Below are 25,156 nucleotides of genomic sequence, written 5' to 3' on the forward strand. Positions count from 1 at the left end.
CCCCCATAAACTTCTATTTTGAGTTTACAAAAGCATCTTTATTTTTCCAGAAATAATCCCATCCTGAAATAACGGTAAAGAATAATGCAATCCATATGAAAATATCTGCAACTGGAATATGAAGTAGATTTAACGGTACATCATGTAATAAGTATGCTGCAATCGCAATAATTTGTGTCCATGTCTTAATTTTCCCTAGCTGATTTGCTGCAACTACTTCCCCTGTCCCAGCAAGTACAAGGCGTAAACCTGTTACTGCAAACTCACGGCTTATAATTACAATAACGATCCAAGCAGGTACATATTGCATTTCTACCAATGTGATAAGTGCTGCCGAAACAAGTAATTTATCTGCTAACGGGTCAAGGAATTTCCCTAAATTCGTTACAAGATTATACTTTCTTGCATAATGTCCATCAATCCAATCTGTAGCCGAAGCAATAATAAAGATAAGTGCCCCTACTAAATGTTGAATTGGTAACTCTACATCACCAATTATAAATGAGCCCCACTCAAAGGGCGCTAACATAATTACCATAAAAATTGGAATTAAGAAGATTCTAGATATTGTAATTTTATTTGGTAAATTCACAGCTATTCCTCCATTATGTCAAAAACATTTGTTCATTGAAAAAAGTCATCGAAGCGATGACTGTTATTGCGCAGCTTGCCCTATCCCTTGGTTTTTTATCACCAATCTTTGGTGATATTCTTTTGCTGGATCTAATGGGAAAGTAACCACTTGGCCATTCAGTTTAATTTCAACATTCGGTGCACTTCCAATATTAAGCCGCACTTCTTTTACTGTTGATAAATCACGTTTTTCTGTTTGACCACTTTGTACTGTAGTGTTTAGAATTTCGTTACCCGCATCATCTTTAACATCTACATAGCTTGCACCCTTCGCTGAAATTTCCAGTTCTAATGTTTTATTATTATGAATTTCCAAAGTAGATACCTTACCACTCGTTCCAACTACCTTCACTTCTTGTTGTCCAGTTGGTTGCGCTGGTTGCTCTTCTTTCTTTGGTTCTTCTTTCTTTGGTTCTTCTTTTTTTGGTTCTTCCGCTTTCGCTTCATCTTTCTTCGTATCTAACGGAGAATTTTTTGCTTTTTGAACCTCAATTTTCTCACTTTGAGCATTTTGAACTTGCCTATCATCTTTTCCAGTTAACGCTTGAATAACAAACCAGACTACCACTCCAAATGCGATTACTAACAACGCAATCAAAATTTTGGGCATATGATCCGCAATTGGCCATGATGAAGATTTTTGCATTGTTTCTTGTGTTTTTTGTCCAGTTGATACTTGTGGAACTTCACGTTTTTCAGACTGTGGTATCGTACTCTGATATTCCACAAGCAGTTCCTCTCCATTTAATCCAACAGCATCTGCATATTGTTTAATGAATGCACGCGCATAAAAAGCTCCTGGCAACACATCATAATTGCCTTCTTCAATCGCTACTAAATGGCGTTTTTGAATTTTTGTAATCTCATGCAGCTGATCAATAGATAAGCCTTTCGCTTCTCTTGCTTCTGTCAGCTTTTGTCCTAATTCCGTCACTACTAACACCTCAATATTTCTTTAAAAGTCGAACATAGAGAAATTGTTTTGCGTACCTTGCTCAATTTCATCTACTAAATTATATTGAATTTCTTCATCATAATCGTTACGCAATTCGATAATATAATCAAAATCATCCAATGTGTATTCTGACTGACTCACAAACACATCCGGATGTTCCACAACTTTCGTTGCAGGCAATCTCATGATTTCACGAACGAGCTGCCAGTGTCTTTCATTTGCACGCTTTGTCGACACAATTCCATCTAGTATGAAAATATTATCGTCGCTATACTCATCTTCAATCAATTGGCTACGAACAGTTTGCTTAATGAGAGTAGATGATACGAATAACCATCTCTTATTTGCACAAACACTTGCGGCAACAATAGATTCTGTTTTTCCGACACGAGGCATTCCTCGTATCCCAATTAATTTATGACCTTCTTTTTTCATTATCTCCGCCATAAAGTCTACAAGCAATCCTAATTCATCACGCACAAATCGAAATGTTTTCTTATCATCTGCATCTCGTTGTATGTACCTACCATGTCTAACTGCTAGCTTATCTCTAAGCTTTGGCGGACGATATTTCGTTACCGTTATATTATCCATCGTATTTAAAATTGATTCAAGTCTAGAGATTTGTTCTTGATTATCACACATAAGCAAAAGTCCACGTCGTGCATTATCTACACCATTAATTGTGACAATATTGATGCCAAGCATACCGATTAACGAAGAAACGTCACCAAGTAAGCCAGGTCGGTTTTTATGTATTTCATATTCAAAATACCATTCAATCATCCAAGATCACTCCCCTACGCTTACTTTACACCTACGTACTATATTATATGATTTCACCTTAATAGGGAAGCTAAATGTATAATCTATTCCTCCTAATTACTATACAAAAAAAGTAGAGAGGAGAAGCTCCTCTCTACTTTTACTTATGTTGTACAAACTTCACCATTAAATTTGCAATTGTATGTTGCTCTTGTTCATCAGCAACTTTCCAAAGCTCAGACAATAATTTTTCTTGATCGTTGCGCGCTTCTACTTCATTTGCTAAATAATCACCAACACGAAATGCCATATCTGATACGGCACCACCATCAAGCCCTTTCCCCCCCGCTTGTTCTAAACGTTCTCCTAAAAAGCTCTTCCACTGATCAAAATTATCTAACACTGACATGTTTAAGCACCTCACTATTTTAGTAATAGAATCATGCTTAATTTGTACAATTTCTTGTTTTTTATGTAAGAATTTTTTAGCAATGCCAACCGCCATTCACTCCGATAATTTGCCCCGTAATATAAGAAGCTCCTGGCGAAACGAGGAAGGAGACTGTTTTTGCTACCTCTTCGGGTAGTCCTATTCTACCTAATGGAATATCTTCAGCAATTTCATTTTTATCATCTTCTGAAAATACATTTAACATTTCTGTTTCGATCGCACCTGGCGCTACCGCATTAACGCGCAATCCACTTAGAGAAACTTCTTTCGCTAAAGCCTTCACATATGAATTTTGTGCACCTTTCACCATTGAGTACAGCACCTCACAAGACGCTCCTATTTGCCCCCAAATGGATGAAATAACAACAACATTACCACTTCTCCGCCCGATCATCGGTGGAAGCGCCATCGATAAAAGTCTATATACACTCTTCACTTGAAGCTCCACCATATAATCTAATTCTTCATTCGTAACATCCGTTACTAATCCAAATATACTCTTTCCAGCTGCGTATACAATAACATCAATAGGATGTTCGATTTGTCCCCACAATTTCTCTGCTCCATCGATAGAAGCTAAATTTGCTTGCACAGGAATCACTGCATCAAACTCCTTTTGTAACCCCCTTATCTTCTCTTCGTTTTTATTGTAATGAATATAGACTGTATAACCATCCTCGATTAACTGCTTCGAAATAGCAGAGCCAATCCCTCCGCTTCCTCCAGTTACTAATGCATACTTTTTCATAAATTCCCTCTCTTATCTTTTTATGTATAAATAAATAATACCCTCATCTTACCATTTGGCAATAACCAAACGTTAGATGAGGGATATAGATACTGCGTTTTTTATTCACATATTACTTCATTTTTTTGGTAACACTTGGCAGACACTCATTTTCTCTTCAACTAATAATGTTTTTGCTGCTTGTTGTAGGTCTTGAACAGTTAATCCTTCTAACACTGTAAGAGCATCAAATAAACTAGATTCATTAAACGCATATCGTGTAAACTGATTTGCAATATATTCAGGTGAATTCAACGATCGTAAAAATCCACCAATTTTCTTTTTCTTCACCCGTTCCAGCGCAGTCTCATCTAACTGATCATAATTCGTTTGTAGTAAAATACCTTTTAATCGCTCTGCCAATTCATCAGGGTGCTTCGTATCTCCACCAACCATTGCAAAACCGAAGTTATTTTCTTCTGTATAATCATACGAGAACGAATCATCAATAAGACCTTCATTATATAAAGATTCGTAATGAACTGACCCTTTTCCAAATAAATAATCTAAAAGTAATGTAAGCGCAATTTCTTGTTTTAACAGAGCTTGCCCTTTTTCTTTTAAATTCGTTGCCTTAATACCAACTAAACATTTTGGAGTTTGAACAGGCATTGAAATAATCTTTTTCTTTTCATTTACTTCTTCTGGTTCCTCTTCAAAAGAGCGAACGATTTCTGGTTGATTTTCGTAATCTTTTTTCGCTTGATTTTCACGAACTAAATCCATTGTTTTTTCAGGATCAATCGCTCCAACAACAAATAATAACATGTTGCTCGGATGGTAAAAAGTCTCATAACATTCATACAGTAGGTCTTTTGTAATCTTACTAATAGACTCAATCGTCCCTGCAATATCAATTTTAATTGGATGTTTTACAAACAAACTATCGATTAATCCAAAGTATAAACGCCAGTCTGGGTTATCTTGGTACATTTGAATTTCTTGACCGATAATACCTTTTTCTTTTTCAACCGTTTTTTCAGAGAAATACGGTTCTTGTACAAAGTCTAACAGTGTATTTAAATTTCTCTCTACATTTGATGTACAGGAAAAGAGATAAGCGGTTCTTGTAAAAGATGTAAAAGCGTTCGCTGAAGCACCTTGTTTACTAAACAATTGAAACGCGTCATGGTCCTCTTTTTCAAACAATTTATGCTCAAGGAAATGAGCAATTCCATCTGGTACACGAGTCATGTCTTCTTTTCCAAGCGGTACAAATGTATTATCAACAGAACCGTACTTCGTCGTAAATGTTGCAAATGTTTTATTGAAGCCTTGTTTCGGTAAGATATATACGTCTAATCCATTCGGAAGTTTTTCATAATATAGCGTCTCTTTTAATTGCTCATACACAATTTTCTCCATTTATTCTCCCTCCGTTCCATGTAAAAAGTAAATTGTATCTAGTTCAATATTATTAGCAACTTTCACAATCTCTTCTTTCGTCACGCTTTCTATGCCCGTTAGCCATTCTTCAACTGGACGCGTACGCTCTGAAATCACCCCGTGATAAAGCATTTCAACAAAACCACGTGGTGTATCAATTGCCTCTAAGATTTGATTTTGAATTACACTTTTCGTTTGCTGAATCTCTTCCTCTGAAAAATCACCGCTTTGCATTGCTTTCATCTGTTCTTTAATAATTTCAACAGCTTTTTCAAAGTTCTTCGCTTCAATTCCAGACATAACGAAGAGCAAACCTTTATGACTTTCAAATCTCGATGCTGCATAGTACGCTAAACTATTTTTTTCACGGACATTTACGAATAACTTCGAATGAGAAAACCCTCCAAATAATCCGTTAAACAATTGTAATGCAAAATAATCTTCATCTTTATACGTAATGAATGTGCGATAGCCGATATTTAATTTACTTTGCTTTAGTTCTTGTTTTTCAACAATTTCTTTTTCTTCATTATTTCGTTTATGAAGAAGTACATTTCTCTCTTTCATAGCGCGAGGTGAAATCGAAAAATACTTATTTACAAGCCCCACAGCATCTTCTGAAATATCACCAATGATATATAAATCCATTTCATCTTCAGCTAACACTTTTTGATAATATTGATACAAACTTTCATTTGTAATAGAAGCAACACTTTCTTTTTTTCCATTTGCACTTAAGCGATATGGTTCTACTTTGCACATTTCTGCAATTAAACGCTCATTTGCATAACGCATTTTATCATCATAAGTAGCTTCAATTCGTTGCAAGAGTGCTCGTTTCTCACTTTCTACAATAGAAGATAGAAAACCGTCCCCTTCTGTTGCTGGATGTAAAACAATATCAGATAACATAGAAAGCGCTTTTTCAAATAACGGTGGTGCATCGCGTAAATATGTTTCATTTGCAATGTCTACATAAATAGAGATGATATGGTCTTCCCCTTTTTTACTTACATCTACCGCTAAAGAAGATCCATATAATTCTTCTAAATATTGACGAAGACGAATTACAGAAGGCAGTTTTTCTGTCGCACTTTGCAATACGTACGGCAATAGGGCACGCTCTGTCACCGTCTCCTCATTTAAAGGTGCTTTAAAACGAAATACAAAGGTATTTGTTTTAAATTTATCAGTCGGAATAATATGTACTCGCAAGCCACCTAATTCATGCAGTTGCTGTTCCATTAGTTTCATTAATAGCCCTCCTTTACGTATGTAGGAATATTCCTCTTCAATATACAGTTTTTAGGAATAAAAAATCAACTTTTCTTCCTTATTATGCTTACATTTGAGTCTTTCTAAAAACTTTAATATGTAAGGAACATAGTAAAATTCCGTATTAAATATATTCTATGTAAAAAAGCCCGCACTAATGTGCGAGCTTTTTTTATACTTTCTAAATACTCATCGTTTTCCTTTTTCATAAGGCGTTCCTAATGCTTTCGGAGCTTCAGATCGGCCTACAAAACCAACAAGTGCTAATATTGTAAATACATACGGTAATATCGTTAAGAATACACTTGGAATTTCTTTCAATACAGGAATTGTACCACCTGTTATCCCAAGTGATTGCGCAAATCCGAAGAACAGTGCGGCTCCAAGAGCACCAAGTGGATTCCATTTACCAAAGATCATAGCTGCTAGTGCTAAGAAACCTTGTCCAGTAATTGTAGCACCTGAGAAGTTACCAGAAATCGACATTGCGAAGACCGCACCACCCACTCCTGCAAACATTCCAGATATACAAACTGCAATATAACGCATTTTATATACATTAATCCCCATCGTATCTGCTGCCATTGGATGTTCACCAACAGCACGTAGACGAAGACCGAACGGTGTTTTATAAATAATGTACCAAACAACAAATGCTAAAATAATGGCAATATACGATGTTAACGGTACGTTTGAGAAAAATATTTTTCCGATAACTGGAATATCTGATAGACCTGGGACATCGATTTTTTCAATACGGTATTGAATAAAATCAGTCTGTCCTTTACCAAAGATTTTCTTAATCGCAAATACTGTTAAACCGAGAGCCAAAAAGTTAATCGCTACCCCACTTACTACTTGATCCGCGCGGAATGTAATGGACGCTACTGCGTGAAGAAGTGCAAATAACCCACTACCAATAGCTGCAAATAATAGTGCAATCCAAGGAGTCATTGCTCCCCACGTATCACCCATTAATAACGTTGTAACGATACCAGTAAATGCACCAAATAACATTAAACCTTCTAAGGCTATATTTACAACCCCAGAACGTTCACTGAACACTCCACCTAACGCCGTAAAAATAAGTGGCGCTGCCGTATATAAAGTACCAGTCACAAGAATGGCTAAAATATCTATAAAGCTCATTTATTTCCCCTCCTTGCTCATGCGTGTAAGTGCCCAGCGTAAAACATAACTGCAAGCAACAAAGAAAATAATACATGCGATAATAACATTAATTAACTCAGAAGGTACATCTGCTTCAAAATTCATTTGCGGGGCTGCACTTTTCAAACCACCGAACAGTAAAGCCGATAATAATATACCAAACGGATTATTTCCTCCAAGAAGAGCTACCGCAATCCCATCGAATCCAATACCAGTAAACGATGTCATTGCCGTCATACTTTGGAATGTTCCTAGACCTTCCATTGCCCCACCAATTCCAGCAAAAGCGCCAGCAATTGTCATTGATAATACAACATTACGAGAGACTTTCATCCCTGCATATTGCGATGCATTTTGGTTAAAACCAACCGATTTCAACTCATATCCTAACGTAGTTCTATCTAATACGAACCACATTACAATAGCAATTAAAATAGCTACAACAATTCCCCAGTGCAAACGAGATCCATCTGTCAATGAAGATAGCCAATCAGAAGCTAATGAAGCACTCGCTTGTACATCATAAGATTTCTCATTACCTTCATGTATAAAACGTTTAATAAGATCATACGTAACATAAAGTGCAATGTAGTTCATCATAATTGTGACAATTACTTCATTTACTTTAAGCTTTCCTTTTAAATAACCAGGTATAAATCCCCATAAACCACCGGCAATCGCGGCTACTAAAATAGATAACGGAATATGCAAAAATGCTGGTAACGATACTGCATATCCAAACCAGACAGCGGCAAGCCATCCAACTAATAATTGTCCTTCTACCCCAATGTTAAAGAGACCTGTACGAAACGCAAATGCAACAGACAGACCAGCTAACACGAGTGGAATCATCGTACGTAGCGTCTCACCGATAGCCTGCGGATTTCCAACCATTCCTTCCCAAAGCGCTGCATACCCAACAATTGGATCATATCCACTAACTAACATTACAATGGCACCAACAAGTAAACCAAAAATAACGGATAATACAGGAACTAAAATGTTAATTGTTCGCTCCGTTAAAAATTTTTTAGCCATTTGTATTCACCTTCTCTTTCTCCGTTCCGCCAGCCATCAACAAACCAAGCTGTTGTTCATTTGTTTCTTTCGCATCGACAATTGCTACAATTTTACCTTCATATATAACAGCAACTCGATCACTTACATTTAAAATTTCATCCAGTTCTAGCGATAGAAGTAATACTGCTTTCCCATTATCTCTCTGCTCGATTAATTTTTTATGAATAAATTCAATCGCACCTACATCTAAACCACGTGTTGGTTGTGCTGCAATTAATAAATCTGGATTACGATCTACTTCACGTGCAATGATAGCTTTCTGCTGATTTCCACCTGATAGAGCACGCGCTAATGTTTGTTCGCTAGGCGTACGTACATCAAACTGTTCAATAAGCGCCTTTGCTTTCTCTGTGATTTTGCTAAAGTTTAAAATCCCCTTCTTTGAAAATGGATTTTTATAGTATGTTTGCAAAACTATATTGTCTTTAACAGAAAAATCAAGAACTAGCCCGTGTTTATGACGGTCTTCTGGAATATGACCAATTCCTTCCTCTGTAATTCTTCGAACAGGCCAATTCGTTATTTCTTTTCCTTTAATTGCAATAGAACCTGACTCAACTTTTCGTAAACCAGTAATCGCCTCTATTAATTCACTTTGACCATTTCCATCAATCCCTGCAATACCAACGATTTCTCCTGCACGAACAGTTAAGTCAAGGCCTTTTACAGCAGGTAATTGGCGTGCATCATGAACGACAAGATTCGCAACAGACAGAACCTCCTCTTTCGGTTTGGCCCCTATTTTTTCTGTTTTAAAATTCACTTGACGTCCGACCATTAATTCTGCAAGTTTATGTTCATCCATTTTCGCAACGTCAACTGTACCAATTCCTTTACCTTTACGAATAATTGTGCAACGATCGCAAACTTCCATAATTTCTTTTAATTTATGTGTAATAAGAATGATAGATTTTCCTTCTTGCACAAGCTTTTTCATAATTTGAATCAACTCATGAATTTCTTGAGGAGTTAACACTGCAGTCGGTTCATCGAATATTAAAATCTCCGCACCACGATAAAGCGTCTTTAATATTTCAACCCTTTGCTGCATCCCAACCGAAATATCTTCAATCTTTGCATTTGGATCAACAGCTAAACCGTACTGTTCAGATAATTGTTTAATTTCTTTTGCAGCCTCTTCAACAGCTATTTTCCCTTTTCTCTTCGGCTCATTTCCAAGAATGATATTCTCTGTAACTGTAAAATTATGAACAAGCATAAAGTGCTGATGGACCATCCCAATTCCAAGGTCATTTGCTATATTCGGATTTGTAATTTTTACAGGGTTTCCTTTAATTTTAATTTCGCCCTGTTCTGGTTGATACAAACCGAACAGTACATTCATCAACGTTGATTTCCCTGCACCATTTTCTCCAAGTAAAGCGTGTATCTCTCCCTGTTTTACTTGCAGCGTAATATCATCATTCGCTACAATGCCTGGGAATACTTTTGTAATATTGTTCATCTCAATTACGTATTCCATTTTGTTCCTCCTTCTAGCAGGGAACACTCCCTAATTACACTCTATTAAAAGTATTTTTATATATGCAAAGGTTAGTTCTAAGAACTAACCTTTGCTATTGCTCTATCATTATTTCTTTAGAGCAGCTTCGTATGCTTTATATTCATCATCAGTCGCAGGTACTTTAATTTCACCAGCAGTGATTTTCTTCTCAAACTCTTCTATTTTTGTTAAAATTTCTGGGTTTACTTTTTTCACATTATCAGTTGTTTTCGCAATACCAACGCCATCATCTTTTAAGCCGAACTCTTCTACTTTACCGCCTTTTAACTTACCATCTTTCGCTTCTTGCGCTACTTTTGCTACTGCAACATCAACACGTTTTACCATTGAAGTTAAAGTTACGTTTTCAGGCATGCCTTCTTGATTTTGGTCACGGTCAACACCGATTACCCAAACATTTTCACCTTTTTTCTTACGGTTTTTCGCTTCTGTGAATACACCGTTACCAGTTGCACCTGAAGCATGGTAAATTACGTCAACGCCTTGACCGTACATTGCTGAAGCTAATACAGATCCTTTTTCTGGCTTATCAAATGCATCAGCATATTGTGATACAATTTCGATATTTGGATTTACTGCTTTTGCACCAGCTTTAAAACCTGATTCGAATTTTGTAATTAACGGACTCTTCACACCACCAACAAAACCAACTTTATTTGATTTTGTTGTCATCGCTGCTACAGCTCCAACTAGGAATGAACCTTCATGGTCTTTAAATGTAATACTTGTTACGTTCGGCTTCTTTACAACTGTATCTACAATCGCAAATTGCTCTTTTGGATACTGTTCAGCCACCTTTTCAATTGATTTCTCCATTAAGTAGCCGATACCAAATGTTGTGTTATAATGATCTTTCGCAAATTTCGTTAAATTCGGAATGTAATCAGCATCTTTACTTGATTGAAGGTAACGATATCCTTCATTTTTCTTTAAATCGTTGTCTTTACCAAATTTCGTTAAACCTTCCCAAGCTGATTGGTTAAATGATTTGTCATCAACGCCCCCAACATCTGTAACCATACCAACCTTAAACTCTTTATCCCCTTTTTTGTCACTATCCGCTTTATCCGAGTTACCACATGCACCTAACACTGTACTTGCTGCTAACGTTAACGATAATAAAAGACCTGTTTTTTTCTTCATACTAGAAACCCCTCCTGAAATGTTTTGTCTAATGATTCATACGCTGCTGTCCCTTACTTCTTGCTGTCACCTCCCTAAAAAGGAACTTCCCTACATACGTTTTCTTAATACGTGGAAGCTAAACTTATCAGCTCTAAAGTAATTAATAGAATATAAGATTGGCTCATCATTTTGATCATAGTGCATTTGTTTTAAAACTAGCAGTGCCGTTTCAGGTTCACATTCTAAAATCGGTGAAATTTTCGGGTGATAACCAATCGGTTCAATGTGAGCAACTGCGTATGTGATACGCTTGTGCGTATTATTATGTATTACTGTAAGCAGCGATTCCTCATTGTATCCCGATAAATCTGGTAATATCTCTTTTGCCAGTTTATCAATGCAATATACAACTGGTTCCCCATCCGCTGTACGAACACGTTCAATCATTACTGCGCTAAAAGCATCTTCACAATTAAATTTCTCTTTTTCTTCTTCTGTTAAAGTTGTTGTAGATGATGATAAAAAGATTGTTCCTGGTGTTTTCCCCACACTAGAAATCATATCTGTAATACTAGAAAGTTGCTCTATTCCGGAAGAAAATAACGGCTTCGCATTTACAAATGTCCCTACACCATGTCTACGAATAACAACATTTTCTTCTTCTAAAATACGTAGTGCTTCCCTTAAAGTTGCCCTACTTACACCAAGTTCTTTCGCTAGATCAAACTCTGAAGGTAACTTTTGTTTTTCTTTGTAAGCCCCATCTTTAATTTTTCCTTTGATGTGATCAATCACCCGCAAATATAGGTGACGACTATCGGATTTTACTGACATAAGACTCCCCCGCATTTCAATTATTCGACCTCTGATGTAAGACTTCTTTTCTCTTTTTTCAACTTACAACATAGTATAAATTACTAAATACTAAAAATAAGCGTAATTATCGAACAAATATTAATAATTTTTCAAGATGAAATTTTCACACTTTATTCCATAAAAAAAACTTTGTACCATAAACATTTCTCATATAGAGAAAAAGTTCGGCACAAAGATTCCTTACATCCTTTGTTACACACTTTTCCCCTCATAGTCTAGCAATTCATGGTTGCCAGGTAGAAACTTATGGACCTTATCTCCAAGATTATATGAGGCAGTGATTCTTTTCGAAGTAATCTTACCACTTGCTCCCATATGTGTCAACAGATTTCAACATTTTTCTACATTAAATATCGAACGTTTTGAAAACCAAAACGATAAGCATTCGTATTCTAAAGGACCCTTAAAAATGTAAGCCCTTTCTTAGTCGATGACTATAGTATATAACAAAAACAGCATATAAAAAAGCCTAATTGTAAAAACAATTAGGCTTTTTTTAAGAACTTTTTTCTTGCACATCTTTAATGAGTACTCCCCTTGGTTTACTACCTTCATAAGGACCTACTACACCATTCATTTCCATGGCATCAATTAAACGAGCTGCTCGCGTATATCCTACTCTAAATCTACGTTGTAACATAGAAACAGATGCTGTTTGCATTTCTACTACAAGCTGAACCGCTTCATCGTATAATTCATCTTCTACTTCCTGCTTTGTTTCAGGAACATCTTGTGGAATCATATCCTCTTGATATTGCGCTTTTTGCTGCGCAATAACAGATTCTACGACTCTCTCAACTTCATCATCTGATAAAAATGCCCCTTGTACACGAACAGGTTTCGATGCACCAATTGGTATGAATAACATATCTCCACGACCTAGCAACTTTTCTGCACCACCACCGTCAAGAATCGTTCGAGAATCTATTTGGGAAGATACAGCAAATGCAATACGCGATGGAATATTCGCTTTAATAACACCTGTGATAACATCAACTGACGGGCGCTGAGTCGCAATAATTAAATGAATACCAGCAGCACGTGCCATTTGCGCTAAACGCATAATCGCATCTTCTACATCCGAAGAAGCAACCATCATTAAATCAGCTAACTCGTCCACAATTACTACAATATATGGTAATTCAGGTTGTTTCGCTTCCGATTGGCTATTATGTTCTTTAATATAATCATTATATCCTTCAATGTTACGCGTACCGCTATGCGCAAATAATTCATAACGACGCTCCATTTCACTCACAACTTTCTTCAAAGCCTGTGATGCTTTTTTCGGATCAGTTACGACTGGTGTTAATAAGTGCGGAACACCGTTATATACATTTAACTCTACCATTTTCGGATCAATCATCATTAATTTTACTTCATGCGGTTTTGCACGCATTAAAATACTTACAATAATTCCATTAATACATACACTCTTTCCACTACCAGTCGCACCAGCTACTAATAAATGGGGCATTTTATTTAAACGTGCCAATACAGCCTCTCCTGTAACATCACGTCCAAGACCGATTAATAACTTCTCTTCTGGGTGGTTATTCGCCTTTGAATCAAGAACTTCTCTCAGCGTTACCATAGAAACTTCTGAATTCGGAACCTCAATCCCTACAGCTGATTTCCCGGGAATAGGTGCTTCAATACGAATGTCTTTCGCTGCTAAAGCAAGCGCTAAATCATCACTTAAACTAACAATTTTACTTACCTTTACTCCCATATCAGGATACACTTCATATTTCGTAACTGCAGGACCTCTATGTACTTTTGTTACTTTCGCTTTCACACCAAAACTTTGGAATGTACGTTCCAATTTACGAGCATTTTCATAAATTTCCGCATTTTCATTTGTAACTTGCTTATTTTGGGGAAACTTTAATATATCAAGCGAAGGAAGCTTATAATCTTTATTTTCCACATTAGAAAATTGCATAGGAGGTGCTTTCGTTTCACCTTCTAGCGATTCAACGATTTTTTCTCCTCGTTTCTTGTGAGGTTGTTCTTCTGGCGCAGGCGGAACTGCCTCTTCAATAAACGGAGGAGTGATTAAATCATTTTCTTCTAGCTGCTTTTCCGTCTCTTCACGTACTGGATAATTCTCAGTAAAATTCGAAATAATTGGTGGACCAATTTCTATTTCTTCTACTGGCTCAATAGCTTCTTCTTGTTCAGCAACACGTTCACGCCTCTTGCTTCTTGTTGTTTTTTTCTTTTCAGTTTGCTCGGCAACCCTTTGAGATTTCCAATCTTTATAATCCCCTTGCATTACTTGAAACTGACTTCTAAGAATTCTCCCTACCGGAGCAAGTACTTCTCCAATATGTTTATTTGTTATACAAAGTATTCCAAGAATAACTAAAATAATTCCAATGATATATGCCCCTACTTCGTCAAATAAGAAGTAGCACGTTGCGAACATCAATGCACCGAACATACCACCACCTAAATGAACACTATCCGGGCCCTTTTTCATTTCAAGGAAGAAGTAATCTTTTGTACTAACAATTACAGAAGTATTTTGTACAGCTCCATCTTTCGTAAGCAGGTTAAATAATGTAATATGACTAAACATTAATATTGCTAGTACAATTAAATAAACACCTATTAGCCGTTTATTTAAAAGGTTGGGCCATCCCCGCTTTATTACAAACGCAACAGATAAAGCTATTACACCTAACACACCAATTATGTACCACTCACCAAAGAAGAAGCGAAAAAATAACACAAACGATTTCCCTACAACACCTAGCTGTAAAATCGTAATAATCGAAAGTGCAAAAAGAGTCAACCCGACGATTTCATAATACAAAGTTGGCTTTATCGTACGTCTTGCCTTAGCCTTCGTCCCTCTTTGCTTTTGTTTTGCCATTTCTTCACCTCGTGTTCTAAAAATTAAGTACAACTTTCTTATAAAAAAGCTCTACTTACATGTCTTTCTCTCTATTTTTCAGGTCTTTATATCTTCTATTTTTACACTTCTTGTAAAATGTTAAATAAACAGAAGAAAGCAGCCTACTCATGGCTGCTCAACCGTCTTGTTTTTTATATTATACCATAGCTCCTAAACAAAATCCTTCTTTTTGCTAAAAGGTAATTTTCTGTCCAGGCTCAAACTCTAGGTAGTGAGACGGATTCGTACTTAATACACGTACAATAGAGTAACATTGATTATCCTCCTCAGAAACCACTAATTCCACGCCATTTATATTCACAACTTTTTGACTTTCGCATTGTGAATAATCGGCCGGATACACAAGTTGCTCTGGCATAATTGTATATAAAATCATTGTAGCATTGTCCCTTCTGTACTATTATCCTTGCGTTCATCAATTAATTCGTTTAATTTTCGAAGTGCGCTACCAATACCACCGACACCATCTATAAGACCATACTTCACTGCATCTCCACCTATTACATTCGTCCCAATATCTCGCGTCAAATTCCCTTTTGCAAACATAAGCTCTTTAAAACGATCTTCCGTTACTTTCGAATGCTTTGTCACAAATCGAATGACTCTTTCTTGCATTTTATCCAAATACTCAAATGTTTGTGGCACACCTATAACAAGACCTGTTAAACGAATCGGATGAATTGTCATCGTCGCTGTTTCGGCAATAAATGAATAATCAGTTGAGACCGCAATCGGTACACCGATTGAATGCCCTCCTCCTAAAACAAGAGATACAGTTGGTTTTGAAAGCGAAGCCACCATTTCAGAAATCGCTAATCCAGCTTCAACGTCACCCCCAACTGTATTTAATATTAACAGTAAACCTTCAATTTTTGGATTTTGTTCAATCGCGACAATTTGCGGAATGATGTGTTCATATTTTGTTGTTTTATTTTGTGGTGGCAACTGAATATGACCTTCCACCTGCCCAACAATTGTTAAGCAATGAATACGCGATTCATTCATTTGTGGTACATTTGTCTGTCCAAGTTGCTGAATTTTCTCCACTATAGAAGCCTCTTTTGGAACTTCTTTCGGCTCAGCTTCTTTTTCTTCATTTGTATAACGATCACGTTCTGTCATATCGCATCCCCTTTCACTCGTATATAACTATTATTTCTTAAGTTATGAATTTCATTCGATAGGGTTAAAAAAGAAAAAGATCACCTGTAAAGGTGACCTTCTTTATACTTCCATAATAATCGGTAAAATCATTGGCTTTCTCTTCGTTTCTTCGTACAAGAACTGCCCTAATAATTCACGAATATTTTGTTTCAACATAGACCATTCAATTGTATATTCTTTAATTGATTGTTCAACAATCATACGTACAATATCTGTGGATCGTTCGATTAATGCTTCCGATTCACGAACATATACAAAGCCGCGTGAAATAATTTCTGGACCAGAGATTATTTTCTTTTCATCCTTACCAAGTGTTACAACAACAACTAAAATTCCATCTTGAGATAACATCTTTCTATCTCGAAGAACGATGTTACCGACGTCACCTACACCTAATCCATCAATTAAAACATTACCAGCTTGCACTTTACCAGCTAATTTTGCTTCATCGTCACCAAAAGCAATTACATCGCCTTTTTCTACGATAAAGATATTTTCTCTCTTAATACCTACATCTTCCGCTAAATACGCATGTGCTTTTTGCATACGGAACTCACCATGTACGGGTACAAAATACTTCGGCTTCATTAAATTTATCATCAGCTTTAATTCTTCTTGGCTACCATGACCTGAAACGTGAACTTTTCTTTCACCGTAATAAATAACCTCAGCACCAGATCTAAATAACAAGTCAATAATTTTTGATACAGATACTTCATTTCCTGGAATTGGAGAAGCTGCAATAATAACAGTATCACCTTTACGAATTGAAATTTGTTTATGAGCTTGTTTCGCCATTCTAGAAAGGGCTGCCATCGGTTCCCCTTGACTACCAGTCGTTAAGATAGCTACCTTTTTTTCCGGGAAATTGTCTATTTCTTGTAATGAAATAACCATACCTTCTGGAACATCTAAATAACCAAGACGTCTTGCAATATCTACCACTTTCACCATGCTACGTCCTACTACCGCTACTTTCCTTCCAGTTTCAGCAGCTGCATCAAACACTTGTTGAATACGGTGTACATTGGAGGCAAATGAAGCAACAATAATACGTCCTTCTGAACTATAGAATACTTTAGAAATCTCTATACCAACTTCTTTTTCCGAACCTGTATAACCAGGACGTTCAGCGTTTGTACTATCAGATAACAAGCAAAGTACGCCTTCATTTCCAATTTGTGCCATTTTCCCAATATCTGCTCCACTATTTCCGATTGGAGTTTGATCAAATTTAAAGTCTCCTGTATATACTACAGCACCTTTTGATGTATGGAAACAAACACCCACAGAATCCGGAATACTATGTGTCGTTCCGAAGAATGACACATTTGTTGAATTAAACTCTACTGTTGAATTCGAGTCAATTGTTTTTAAGTCTACACGGCCTAACATTCCTGCTTCGCCAAGCTTTTCTTGTATAAGTCCTACCGTTAATTTCGTCGCATATACTGGAATAGATAATTTACGAAGCACATAAACAATTCCACCAATATGATCTTCATGACCATGGGTAATAAATAGTCCTTTTACTCGCTCTTGATTTTCTACTAAATATGTAATGTCAGGAATAACAATATCAATCCCAAACATTTCATCTCCCGGGAACATCAATCCGGCATCTACAATAAAGATTTCAGAATCAATTTCAACACAGTACATGTTTTTTCCGATTTCACCTACTCCGCCAAGAGCAAATACTTTAACAGACTCATTCTCTTTTCTCTTCATGTTGTTGCCTGGTTTAAAAATCTTGCAAACACTGATTTCACTAAAATTGCAGAGACACCAGGGGAAACTCTACAACCACCATATATTCACCGTCCAAGACGAATGTCCTTACCGTTATGCGATATCATGTCCTTGTTAATTTTTTAAACCAGGTTTCACCTCTCTTTCATTATATAAATCAAATATCTTATTCGATATGATATGAAAATTTCATTAAATCTTAATTTTTACCAATTTTGCTAAGCATACCCGTACTAAGCTACTTAGCCATATTATAACTGATACAAGAAATAGAACACAAGTTAAATTATGCGAAAGACAAGAGAAGACATTAAAATGAGATTATAATTTAAGAGGGCAAAATTCATATCAGTTTTACTATTTTCCCTACGTAATAAGAGTTTGATGGAAAAATATTCATGTAAATTCTTTACATAAACATGAAACGATATTCACTAAAAAAATCTTATCTCTGTAATCAGTTTCTTACTAATTCTCCCCCCTGCCACCCCCTTCTTATTACAGCCTATTAACTATAGCTAATTTTCATCACTTACATATAGTTAGTCAAAATAAAAATGACCTAGTTTCACACTAGGTCATTTTTATTAACGAGGAATAGATTGCATTACGGATTGTAACGTTATTCTTTCTTCTTCCGTTAATGGAAGAAGTGGCAAACGTACAGAACCTACATCTAATCCCACCATTTGTAATGCTGTTTTTACTGGTGTTGGGCTCGGCGCCATAAATAGTGCATCCGTTACTTTTACTAGTAATTGATGTAATTTCTGCGCTTTTTTAAACTCTCCAGCTTGGAATGCAGCAATCATTTCTTGCATTTCATTCCCGATAACATGAGATGCTACAGAAACAATACCTTTTGCTCCAATTGCCATAGCTGGTAATGTTAAACCATCATCACCGCTGTATACTGCAAAGTCGTCCGCTGTTTTTTCAATGATTTCTGTCATTGTTAATACATCGCCGCCTGCATCTTTAATCGCAACAATGTTTTCTATTTCTGATAAACGAACAACTGTATCAACGGAGATTTGTACAATAGATCGTCCTGGAACATTATATAGCATTACCGGAAGCGGAGTGCTTTCAGCGATTGTTTTAAAGTGCTGGTACATCCCTTCTTGACTCGGTTTATTATAATACGGTGCCACTAGCATAACTGCATCAACACCAACTTCAGTTGCCTTTTTTGTTAAATCGACAGAAGCATGCGTATTATTGCTACCTGTTCCAGCGATGACGGGCACCCTTTTATCGACAACAGATACGACATGGCGATATAACGCTACTTTTTCTTCTGATGTTAATGTAGGAGATTCTCCAGTCGTCCCTCCTACCACGATTGCTGTTGTACCGTTATCAATTAAATAATTTACCAATTTCGTTGTCTTTGCAAAATCGATATTACCATTTTTATCAAACGGTGTTACCATCGCGGTTGCAATTGTCCCAAAATCTATCATGATCTCACTCCTTATTGTTCCAGTTGCTTTTCTTTTGAAAGCTCAAATGCACTATGTAATGCATTCACAGCCTCCACTAAATCGGCTTCTTTTACAAGAACCCAAATTGTCGTATGACTATCTGCTGATTGCAGAATTTGAATACCTTTTTCCGCTAAAGCTGTGACAATTTTCGCTGTAACCCCTGGAATACCTGCCATTCCAGCACCAACGATAGAAACCTTCGCACAATGCTCTGTCACCACTGGATCATATCCAAGTTGCTTTAAAACCTCAACTGCACGCGCTGATACACTATCCTTTACTGTGTAAGCTACACCAGTAGGAGAAATGTTAATTAAGTCCACACTAATCCCTTCATTAGCCATTTCTTTAAACACGTGTTGTTGTAAATCATATGCAGTTTCTTTTGCAAGCACTTTAATTTGCGTTACGTTTGACACATGGGCAATCCCTGTAACAGGACGTTCTTCTACATCCTGCCCTTTTGTAGCACCATCATATGCCGCAATAAGCGTACCTTCACTATCAGAATACGTAGAACGTACACGAAGTGGTACTTTTGCATGCATCGCAATTTCAACCGCACGCGGATGAACAACTTTCGCACCCTGATAAGCCATGTTACAAATCTCGTTATATGTTACAGTTTGAAGATGACGTGCATCTTTTACGATACGAGGATCCGCAGTCATAACACCTTCAACATCTGTGAAGATATCGATATATTCAGCATGAAGCGCAACACCTAATGCTGAAGCTGAGGTATCACTACCTCCGCGTCCAAGTGTTGTCGTATCTCCATTTTTCGTTTGACCTTGGAATCCAGTCACGACGATAACATCTACATTTTGTAACTCTTCATGTATACGATCGCAATTCATTTCAATAATCTTAGCATTCGTAAAGTCATTATTCGTTACAAAACCAGCTTGCGCACCATTTAATGCTGCTGCTTTTATACCATTCTCATTCAACATGTTAGAGAAAACAATTGCTGAGATTAATTCTCCGCATGATAATAATAAATCTTGCTCACGTTTAGAAATATTAGGTTCCTCTTGATTTACAAGACTTAATAACGTATCAGTTGCATACGGTTCACCTTTACGGCCCATTGCTGATACAACAGTAACTACTTTATAACCAGCAGCTAACGATTTTTTTATATGGTGAAGCGCATGCTTGCGCCCATTGTCATCACGTACTGATGTACCACCAAATTTTTGAACAATAATTTTCATATTTTGCACCTTCTCTTAGCCGTTTACACTAATTGTAATTTTACTAAGCGCTCTGCAATTTGAACAGAATTCCATGCAGCGCCTTTTAATAAGTTATCAGATACGACCCAAAGGTGGAATCCTTTATCATTATTTAAATCTTTACGGATTCTTCCAACGAATACTTCATTTTTACCTACTGCAGTAGCTGGCATTGGATATAACTGCTCTGCTGGATTATCTTGCAGTACAATACCTTCTGCATTTGCAAGTAAGTTTTTCATTTCTTCTACTGTTACGCCTTTTTTATCTACTTCAATGTATACAGACTCGGAATGACCCGATACAACTGGTAAACGTACACATGTCGCAGCTACTTCTAATTCAGGCATATGCATAATTTTTTTCGTTTCATTAATCATTTTCATTTCTTCGAATGTAAATCCATTATCTTGGAATTTATCAATCTGTGGAATAGCATTAAAAGCGATTTGGAAATGCTTTTCGTCACCTGATACAGGTAAAACATTCGCCTTTACTTCTTCGCCATTTAAGATTGCTTGTGATTGTTCATGAAGTTCTTCAATAGCTGCCGCACCAGCACCTGATACAGCTTGATATGTGGAAACGATTACTCGTTTTAAACCATATTGCTGGCGAACTGGCTCAAGAGCTACTACCATTTGAATTGTAGAACAGTTTGGATTTGCAATAATACCATTATGTTCTTTTAAATCATTTTCATTTACTTCAGGTACAACAAGTGGCACGTTTTCTGTCATACGGAATGCACTTGTATTATCAACAACAATTGCACCGCGCTTTGCTGCTTCTGGCGCTAATTGTTTCGATACAGATCCACCTGCACTAAATAGTGCAATATCTACTCCTTCAAAACTTTCAGGAGTTGCCTCTTGAACTGTAAATTCTTCGCCTTTAAATACAAGTTTCTTACCTGCAGATCGTTTAGATGAAAGTAACGTTAACTTCCCAATTGGAAATTCTCGTTTCTCTAAAGTATTTAACATTTGTTCACCAACTGCGCCGGTTGCTCCAACTACAGCGACATGAAAAGTTTTTTGCTTTTCCATCACTATGCCCCTTTCTAGATACCAATCCTTCTATAACTTAGAATTAGAAGGAGCTTACAATGCCCCCTCTAATCTTAATAACGTTAATTTTATCATATTCTACAGTAAGAATGATGGTTTCAACAAAAATTGTACGTTTTTTTCGTTTTTTAATTCATATATCTGAATTTTTCTACAACAACAGGTTGTAATTGTTTTCCTTGTAGTGCTTCCAATACTGTATCTTCAAGTAATTCCATACGAGCTACCATTGAGTTCGGTTTTTTCTCTGGTGCATCTTGGCCAAATGGTACGAAGTAGATGTCTTTTGTAGCCATTAGGCGCATGAGGTTTACTCCATTAAGCCCCAACGCATCATTCGTCGAAACAGCTAACACAACAGGCTTTCCATTTCTAAGCGTCGCTTTTGCTGCCATTAATACTGGAGAGTCTGTCATTGCATTTGCAAATTTACTCATCGAATTCCCTGTTAGTGGTGCAATCACCATGCAATCTAGTGGAATTTTCGGTCCTAGTGGCTCTGCGCCAACGATTGAATTAATTGCCTTAAAACCGGTTATTTCTTCGATCTTTTTAATCCATTCTTCCCCTTCGCCAAATCTAGTATTTGTTGATTGGACAGTATAAGAAACAACGGGACGTACTTCTGCACCTTCTGCAATTAACTTCTCTAAATGTGGCATAACTTCTTCATACGTACAATGTGACCCTGTAAATCCGAAACCAATTCGTTTTCCCTTCAAACTCATTTCTCATCATCCTCCTTTGCGATTGCATCCGCTATTAATAACTGAGAAAGAACATTCGCTAATATTTGTCCTGCTGTTTTCGGTGCAACAATCCCAGGAAGACCAGGTGCTAATAGTGCCTTCACTCCACGCTTCTCTGCATAGCGAAAGTCCGTGCCACCTGGCTTAGAAGCTAAATCAATAACTAGCGTATGAGCTGGCATTTTTGAAAGAACATTCGCTGTCACAACGAGATGCGGAATTGTATTAATAACAATATCGATATTACCTACTTCTTTCTCTATGTCTTGCATATGAAAAGGAGAAAACATCATTTCTGTAATACGAGCAATATGTTCCGAACGTCTCGCTCCAACTTTGACATGTGCTCCTAATGATTGAAAGGCTCTTGCAACACTCATACCAGTTCTACCAAATCCTAAAACCATTACATTCGATCCATGAATTGTGTAATCAGTATGTTGAATAACCATCATTAGTGTACCTTCTACGGTCGGAATAGAGTTATAGATTGCAACATCATCACGATCAAATAATTTTACAAGTTTGCGATTTGTAGTAGCTACGAGATTTTCCAAGTAAGGTGTACCAATACCTGAATATATAGTGAAGTTTTCTGGCGTCTTTTCAATTTGTTCTTTCGTTATGGAAACTTTTTCATTTGAAAAAATAGTATCTACTTCTCCTCTGGCATTCGTCCCTGCAACCGGCAAAATAATTGCATCTAAAGAAGTGAAATTTAAATCTTGTATACTTTCCTTTGCTGCCCCTGTGAAGCCATGATCTAACTGTTCAAACCCTATTAATGAAAGTTTCGCGTCCAGTTCGACTAGCTTGCGAATTACTTCTAGCTGCCGTGCATCTCCTCCTATGACAGCAATATGCATCTCAGTCAACATTCCCTAATTCACCTTCTTTTTCTTTCATTTATAAGAAAAATGCCTACTTTTTCTTTTTCCTCCACATCATATGTAATGTACGAGTTTGAGGTGATTGAAAAACAAAAAGCACACGTGATTTATCTTCTTTATATAAAGATAAAAAAAGACAACCAAAATGGTCATCTTTCACTATGATCTTGAATGGTTCGTAAGATCGCAAAGTATCATATCATTTCCAACCTTCTTTATTTTGCTCCATTCTACTCTCACTTCTTGCTGTTCTCTTTTAAAACCTCCCCATTTCCCAGCAGGTATAATAAGCGCTTGTATTTTTCCATCTCTCTCATCAATTTCTAAATCTGCATGACCTAAAACTCCCATTTTTTCTGCTCTTTCTAAATCCACAATCTCTTTGCCACTTAATTCACTTAAACGCATTAAATCTCCCCCTATCCTACTTTTTATGAAGGTTATCCTATAATAAGTACCTATTCTGCATATATAAAAAAAATAACCGTATCTCATATAAAAGAGATACGGTTATTTCCGAAAGCGAATGAATTACAAGATCGATTAAAGTTTCATTCCTTTTGGCAGTTTTCCATCTGGACTAATAAGTGCCGCAGAGAATTCATCGGTAAACATATTGCGAATTAACTCGTCTACATTTTGCTTTGTTACAGTGTTTACACTTTCAATAATCTCATCAAGAGAACGATGTTTACGAAGGAGCAATTCGTTTTTACCATTACGGCTCATACGACTATTCGTACTTTCTAAACTTAACATTAAGTTTCCTTTTAATTGTTCTTTACTGTTAACAAGCTCTTTTTCTGTAATACCTGTATTTTTCAACGTATTTAACGTTTCTTGCATTGTTTCATACAGTGTATCTAATTGTTTACTACCTGTTCCACCGTAAAGTGTTAACATTCCTGTATCTTCATAAGAAGAGTGATAAGAGAACACTGAGTACGCTAACCCGCGTTGCTCACGTACTTCTTGGAATAAACGGCTACTCATACTACCGCCTAAAACATTATTTAATACAATTAAGTTATAAATATCTTCGTGTCCCATTTGCAAACCTTTATATCCTAAACATAAATGAGCTTGTTCTGTTTCCTTCTTACGTGCTACTTTATTGAAATGGAAAATTGGGCTATGTACTTGTTCACGATTTGTTGTCCCTTCGTAACTACCGAAATATTGCTCTACAGTTTGTAAAAATGCTTCATCAATATTCCCTGCAATTGATACAACAACATTTTCAGGTGTGTAATGATCTTTCATATATTGACGTAACGTATCACCTGTAAATGTTTCAAGCGTTTCTTCTGTTCCTAAAATAGGATATCCAAGCGGATGCGTTTCATATGTTGCTTTCGTTAACATATCATGCACAATATCATCTGGCGCATCTTCGTACATTTTTATTTCTTCACATACAACATTCTTCTCTTTTTTCAGTTCTTCCTCATCAAATGTTGAATTAAAGAACATATCTGCTAAAACATCTAATGCATATTTAGCATGCTCATCTAGCACTTTCGCATAGTAACATGTATATTCTTTTGAAGTAAAAGCATTTACTTGTCCACCAATGCTATCAAATGATTCTGCAATCTCTCTTGCACTTCGCGTTTCTGTCCCTTTAAAGAACATATGTTCCAAAAAGTGCGAAACCCCATTATTTTTTTCATTTTCATTTCTTGAACCTGCGTGGATCCATATACCAATCGCAACCGAGCGTACAGTTGGTATATTCTCCATAACAATTCTTACACCATTTTTACACGTATATTTTTTAATCAAAAACTTTCCTCCTAATGCCAGTTTCTCTAAATAATTGCTATTATTTAATGATAACAAGTTTAGA

General features: G+C 36.5%; 23 protein-coding genes and 1 riboswitch. All 23 genes read right to left on the reverse strand.

All coding sequences use genetic code 11. From position 1 onward, the window contains the following. Nucleotides 1–13: 13 nt before the first annotated feature. The 23 genes from pgsA to JFU23_RS06905 all read right to left on the reverse strand — a co-directional run bounded on the left by pgsA (nucleotide 14) and on the right by JFU23_RS06905 (nucleotide 25,092). Nucleotides 14–592: a CDP-diacylglycerol--glycerol-3-phosphate 3-phosphatidyltransferase gene (gene pgsA / locus JFU23_RS06795; RefSeq protein ID WP_002014596.1), complete on the reverse strand. Its 579-nt coding sequence runs from the start codon at nucleotides 590–592 to the stop codon at nucleotides 14–16. Between the two features lie 63 nt (nucleotides 593–655). Beyond that, the gene (locus JFU23_RS06800) at nucleotides 656–1,567 is read right to left on the reverse strand and encodes a helix-turn-helix domain-containing protein (RefSeq protein ID WP_002142844.1); all 912 of its coding nucleotides are present in this window, start codon (nucleotides 1,565–1,567) and stop codon (nucleotides 656–658) included. Nucleotides 1,568–1,588: 21 nt separating this feature from the next. Continuing rightward, complete coding sequence (locus JFU23_RS06805) at nucleotides 1,589–2,374, reverse strand: DUF3388 domain-containing protein (RefSeq protein WP_000574107.1); 786 nt, start codon at nucleotides 2,372–2,374, stop codon at nucleotides 1,589–1,591. Nucleotides 2,375–2,513: 139 nt separating this feature from the next. Then, on the reverse strand, nucleotides 2,514–2,762 hold the full coding sequence (locus JFU23_RS06810; RefSeq protein WP_000114449.1) for a DUF3243 domain-containing protein: 249 nt from the start codon (nucleotides 2,760–2,762) through the stop codon (nucleotides 2,514–2,516). A gap of 76 nt (nucleotides 2,763–2,838) precedes the next feature. After that, a complete protein-coding gene (ymfI, locus tag JFU23_RS06815; RefSeq protein WP_063219183.1) occupies nucleotides 2,839–3,552 on the reverse strand; it encodes an elongation factor P 5-aminopentanone reductase in 714 nt (237 codons plus the stop codon). Between the two features lie 117 nt (nucleotides 3,553–3,669). Continuing rightward, nucleotides 3,670–4,956 (reverse strand): EF-P 5-aminopentanol modification-associated protein YfmH, encoded by a 1,287-nt coding sequence (yfmH, locus tag JFU23_RS06820; RefSeq protein WP_002190488.1) that lies wholly within the window; start codon nucleotides 4,954–4,956, stop codon nucleotides 3,670–3,672. Beyond that, entirely contained in the window at nucleotides 4,957–6,231 is a 1,275-nt protein-coding gene (yfmF, locus tag JFU23_RS06825; protein ID WP_002190489.1) for an EF-P 5-aminopentanol modification-associated protein YfmF, read from the reverse strand. Nucleotides 6,232–6,441: 210 nt separating this feature from the next. After that, nucleotides 6,442–7,401, reverse strand: a complete 960-nt coding sequence (locus JFU23_RS06830) for an ABC transporter permease (RefSeq protein ID WP_000008059.1) — start codon at nucleotides 7,399–7,401, stop codon at nucleotides 6,442–6,444. Continuing rightward, nucleotides 7,402–8,460, reverse strand: a complete 1,059-nt coding sequence (locus JFU23_RS06835; protein ID WP_002088061.1) for an ABC transporter permease — start codon at nucleotides 8,458–8,460, stop codon at nucleotides 7,402–7,404. Next, on the reverse strand, nucleotides 8,453–9,985 hold the full coding sequence (locus JFU23_RS06840) for an ABC transporter ATP-binding protein (protein ID WP_201031668.1): 1,533 nt from the start codon (nucleotides 9,983–9,985) through the stop codon (nucleotides 8,453–8,455). Before JFU23_RS06840 ends, JFU23_RS06835 begins: the two co-directional genes overlap by 8 nt. Nucleotides 9,986–10,093: 108 nt before the next feature. Next, nucleotides 10,094–11,170 carry a BMP family lipoprotein gene (locus tag JFU23_RS06845; protein ID WP_002128714.1) on the reverse strand — a complete coding sequence of 359 codons (1,077 nt, stop codon included), beginning with the start codon at nucleotides 11,168–11,170 and terminating at the stop codon, nucleotides 10,094–10,096. Nucleotides 11,171–11,260: 90 nt separating this feature from the next. After that, nucleotides 11,261–11,986, reverse strand: coding sequence for a GntR family transcriptional regulator (locus JFU23_RS06850; protein ID WP_002088063.1), 726 nt, complete (start codon nucleotides 11,984–11,986; stop codon nucleotides 11,261–11,263). Between the two features lie 233 nt (nucleotides 11,987–12,219). Further along, nucleotides 12,220–12,321: riboswitch (purine riboswitch) on the reverse strand. Nucleotides 12,322–12,524: 203 nt separating this feature from the next. After that, nucleotides 12,525–14,909: a DNA translocase FtsK gene (locus JFU23_RS06855; protein WP_201031669.1), complete on the reverse strand. Its 2,385-nt coding sequence runs from the start codon at nucleotides 14,907–14,909 to the stop codon at nucleotides 12,525–12,527. A gap of 214 nt (nucleotides 14,910–15,123) precedes the next feature. Continuing rightward, nucleotides 15,124–15,327 (reverse strand): YlzJ-like family protein, encoded by a 204-nt coding sequence (locus JFU23_RS06860; protein WP_002088064.1) that lies wholly within the window; start codon nucleotides 15,325–15,327, stop codon nucleotides 15,124–15,126. Continuing rightward, the gene (gene tepA, locus JFU23_RS06865) at nucleotides 15,324–16,073 is read right to left on the reverse strand and encodes a translocation-enhancing protein TepA (protein WP_002014582.1); all 750 of its coding nucleotides are present in this window, start codon (nucleotides 16,071–16,073) and stop codon (nucleotides 15,324–15,326) included. The genes JFU23_RS06860 and tepA overlap by 4 nt, the downstream gene beginning before the upstream one ends. 102 nt (nucleotides 16,074–16,175) lie before the next feature. Continuing rightward, the gene (locus JFU23_RS06870) at nucleotides 16,176–17,846 is read right to left on the reverse strand and encodes a ribonuclease J (protein ID WP_201031670.1); all 1,671 of its coding nucleotides are present in this window, start codon (nucleotides 17,844–17,846) and stop codon (nucleotides 16,176–16,178) included. A 608-nt stretch (nucleotides 17,847–18,454) separates the two neighbouring features. Further along, complete coding sequence (gene dapA / locus JFU23_RS06875) at nucleotides 18,455–19,333, reverse strand: 4-hydroxy-tetrahydrodipicolinate synthase (RefSeq protein ID WP_002014579.1); 879 nt, start codon at nucleotides 19,331–19,333, stop codon at nucleotides 18,455–18,457. 11 nt (nucleotides 19,334–19,344) lie between these two features. Next, nucleotides 19,345–20,577 (reverse strand): aspartate kinase, encoded by a 1,233-nt coding sequence (gene dapG, locus JFU23_RS06880; protein ID WP_002088068.1) that lies wholly within the window; start codon nucleotides 20,575–20,577, stop codon nucleotides 19,345–19,347. A gap of 23 nt (nucleotides 20,578–20,600) precedes the next feature. Continuing rightward, a complete protein-coding gene (gene asd, locus JFU23_RS06885) occupies nucleotides 20,601–21,647 on the reverse strand; it encodes an aspartate-semialdehyde dehydrogenase (RefSeq protein ID WP_201031671.1) in 1,047 nt (348 codons plus the stop codon). A gap of 149 nt (nucleotides 21,648–21,796) precedes the next feature. Next, a complete protein-coding gene (gene dpaB, locus JFU23_RS06890) occupies nucleotides 21,797–22,396 on the reverse strand; it encodes a dipicolinate synthase subunit B (RefSeq protein WP_002111357.1) in 600 nt (199 codons plus the stop codon). Beyond that, complete coding sequence (gene dpaA / locus JFU23_RS06895) at nucleotides 22,393–23,295, reverse strand: dipicolinic acid synthetase subunit A (protein ID WP_002088148.1); 903 nt, start codon at nucleotides 23,293–23,295, stop codon at nucleotides 22,393–22,395. The genes dpaB and dpaA overlap by 4 nt, the downstream gene beginning before the upstream one ends. A gap of 171 nt (nucleotides 23,296–23,466) precedes the next feature. Continuing rightward, nucleotides 23,467–23,715: a YlmC/YmxH family sporulation protein gene (locus tag JFU23_RS06900; protein WP_002014571.1), complete on the reverse strand. Its 249-nt coding sequence runs from the start codon at nucleotides 23,713–23,715 to the stop codon at nucleotides 23,467–23,469. A 135-nt stretch (nucleotides 23,716–23,850) separates the two neighbouring features. After that, the gene (locus tag JFU23_RS06905; protein ID WP_002088150.1) at nucleotides 23,851–25,092 is read right to left on the reverse strand and encodes a M16 family metallopeptidase; all 1,242 of its coding nucleotides are present in this window, start codon (nucleotides 25,090–25,092) and stop codon (nucleotides 23,851–23,853) included. Nucleotides 25,093–25,156: the final 64 nt, after the last annotated feature.

It is taken from the genome of Bacillus sp. TH50, assembly GCF_016650565.1.
In the GTDB taxonomy this organism is placed as follows: domain Bacteria; phylum Bacillota; class Bacilli; order Bacillales; family Bacillaceae_G; genus Bacillus_A; species Bacillus_A mycoides.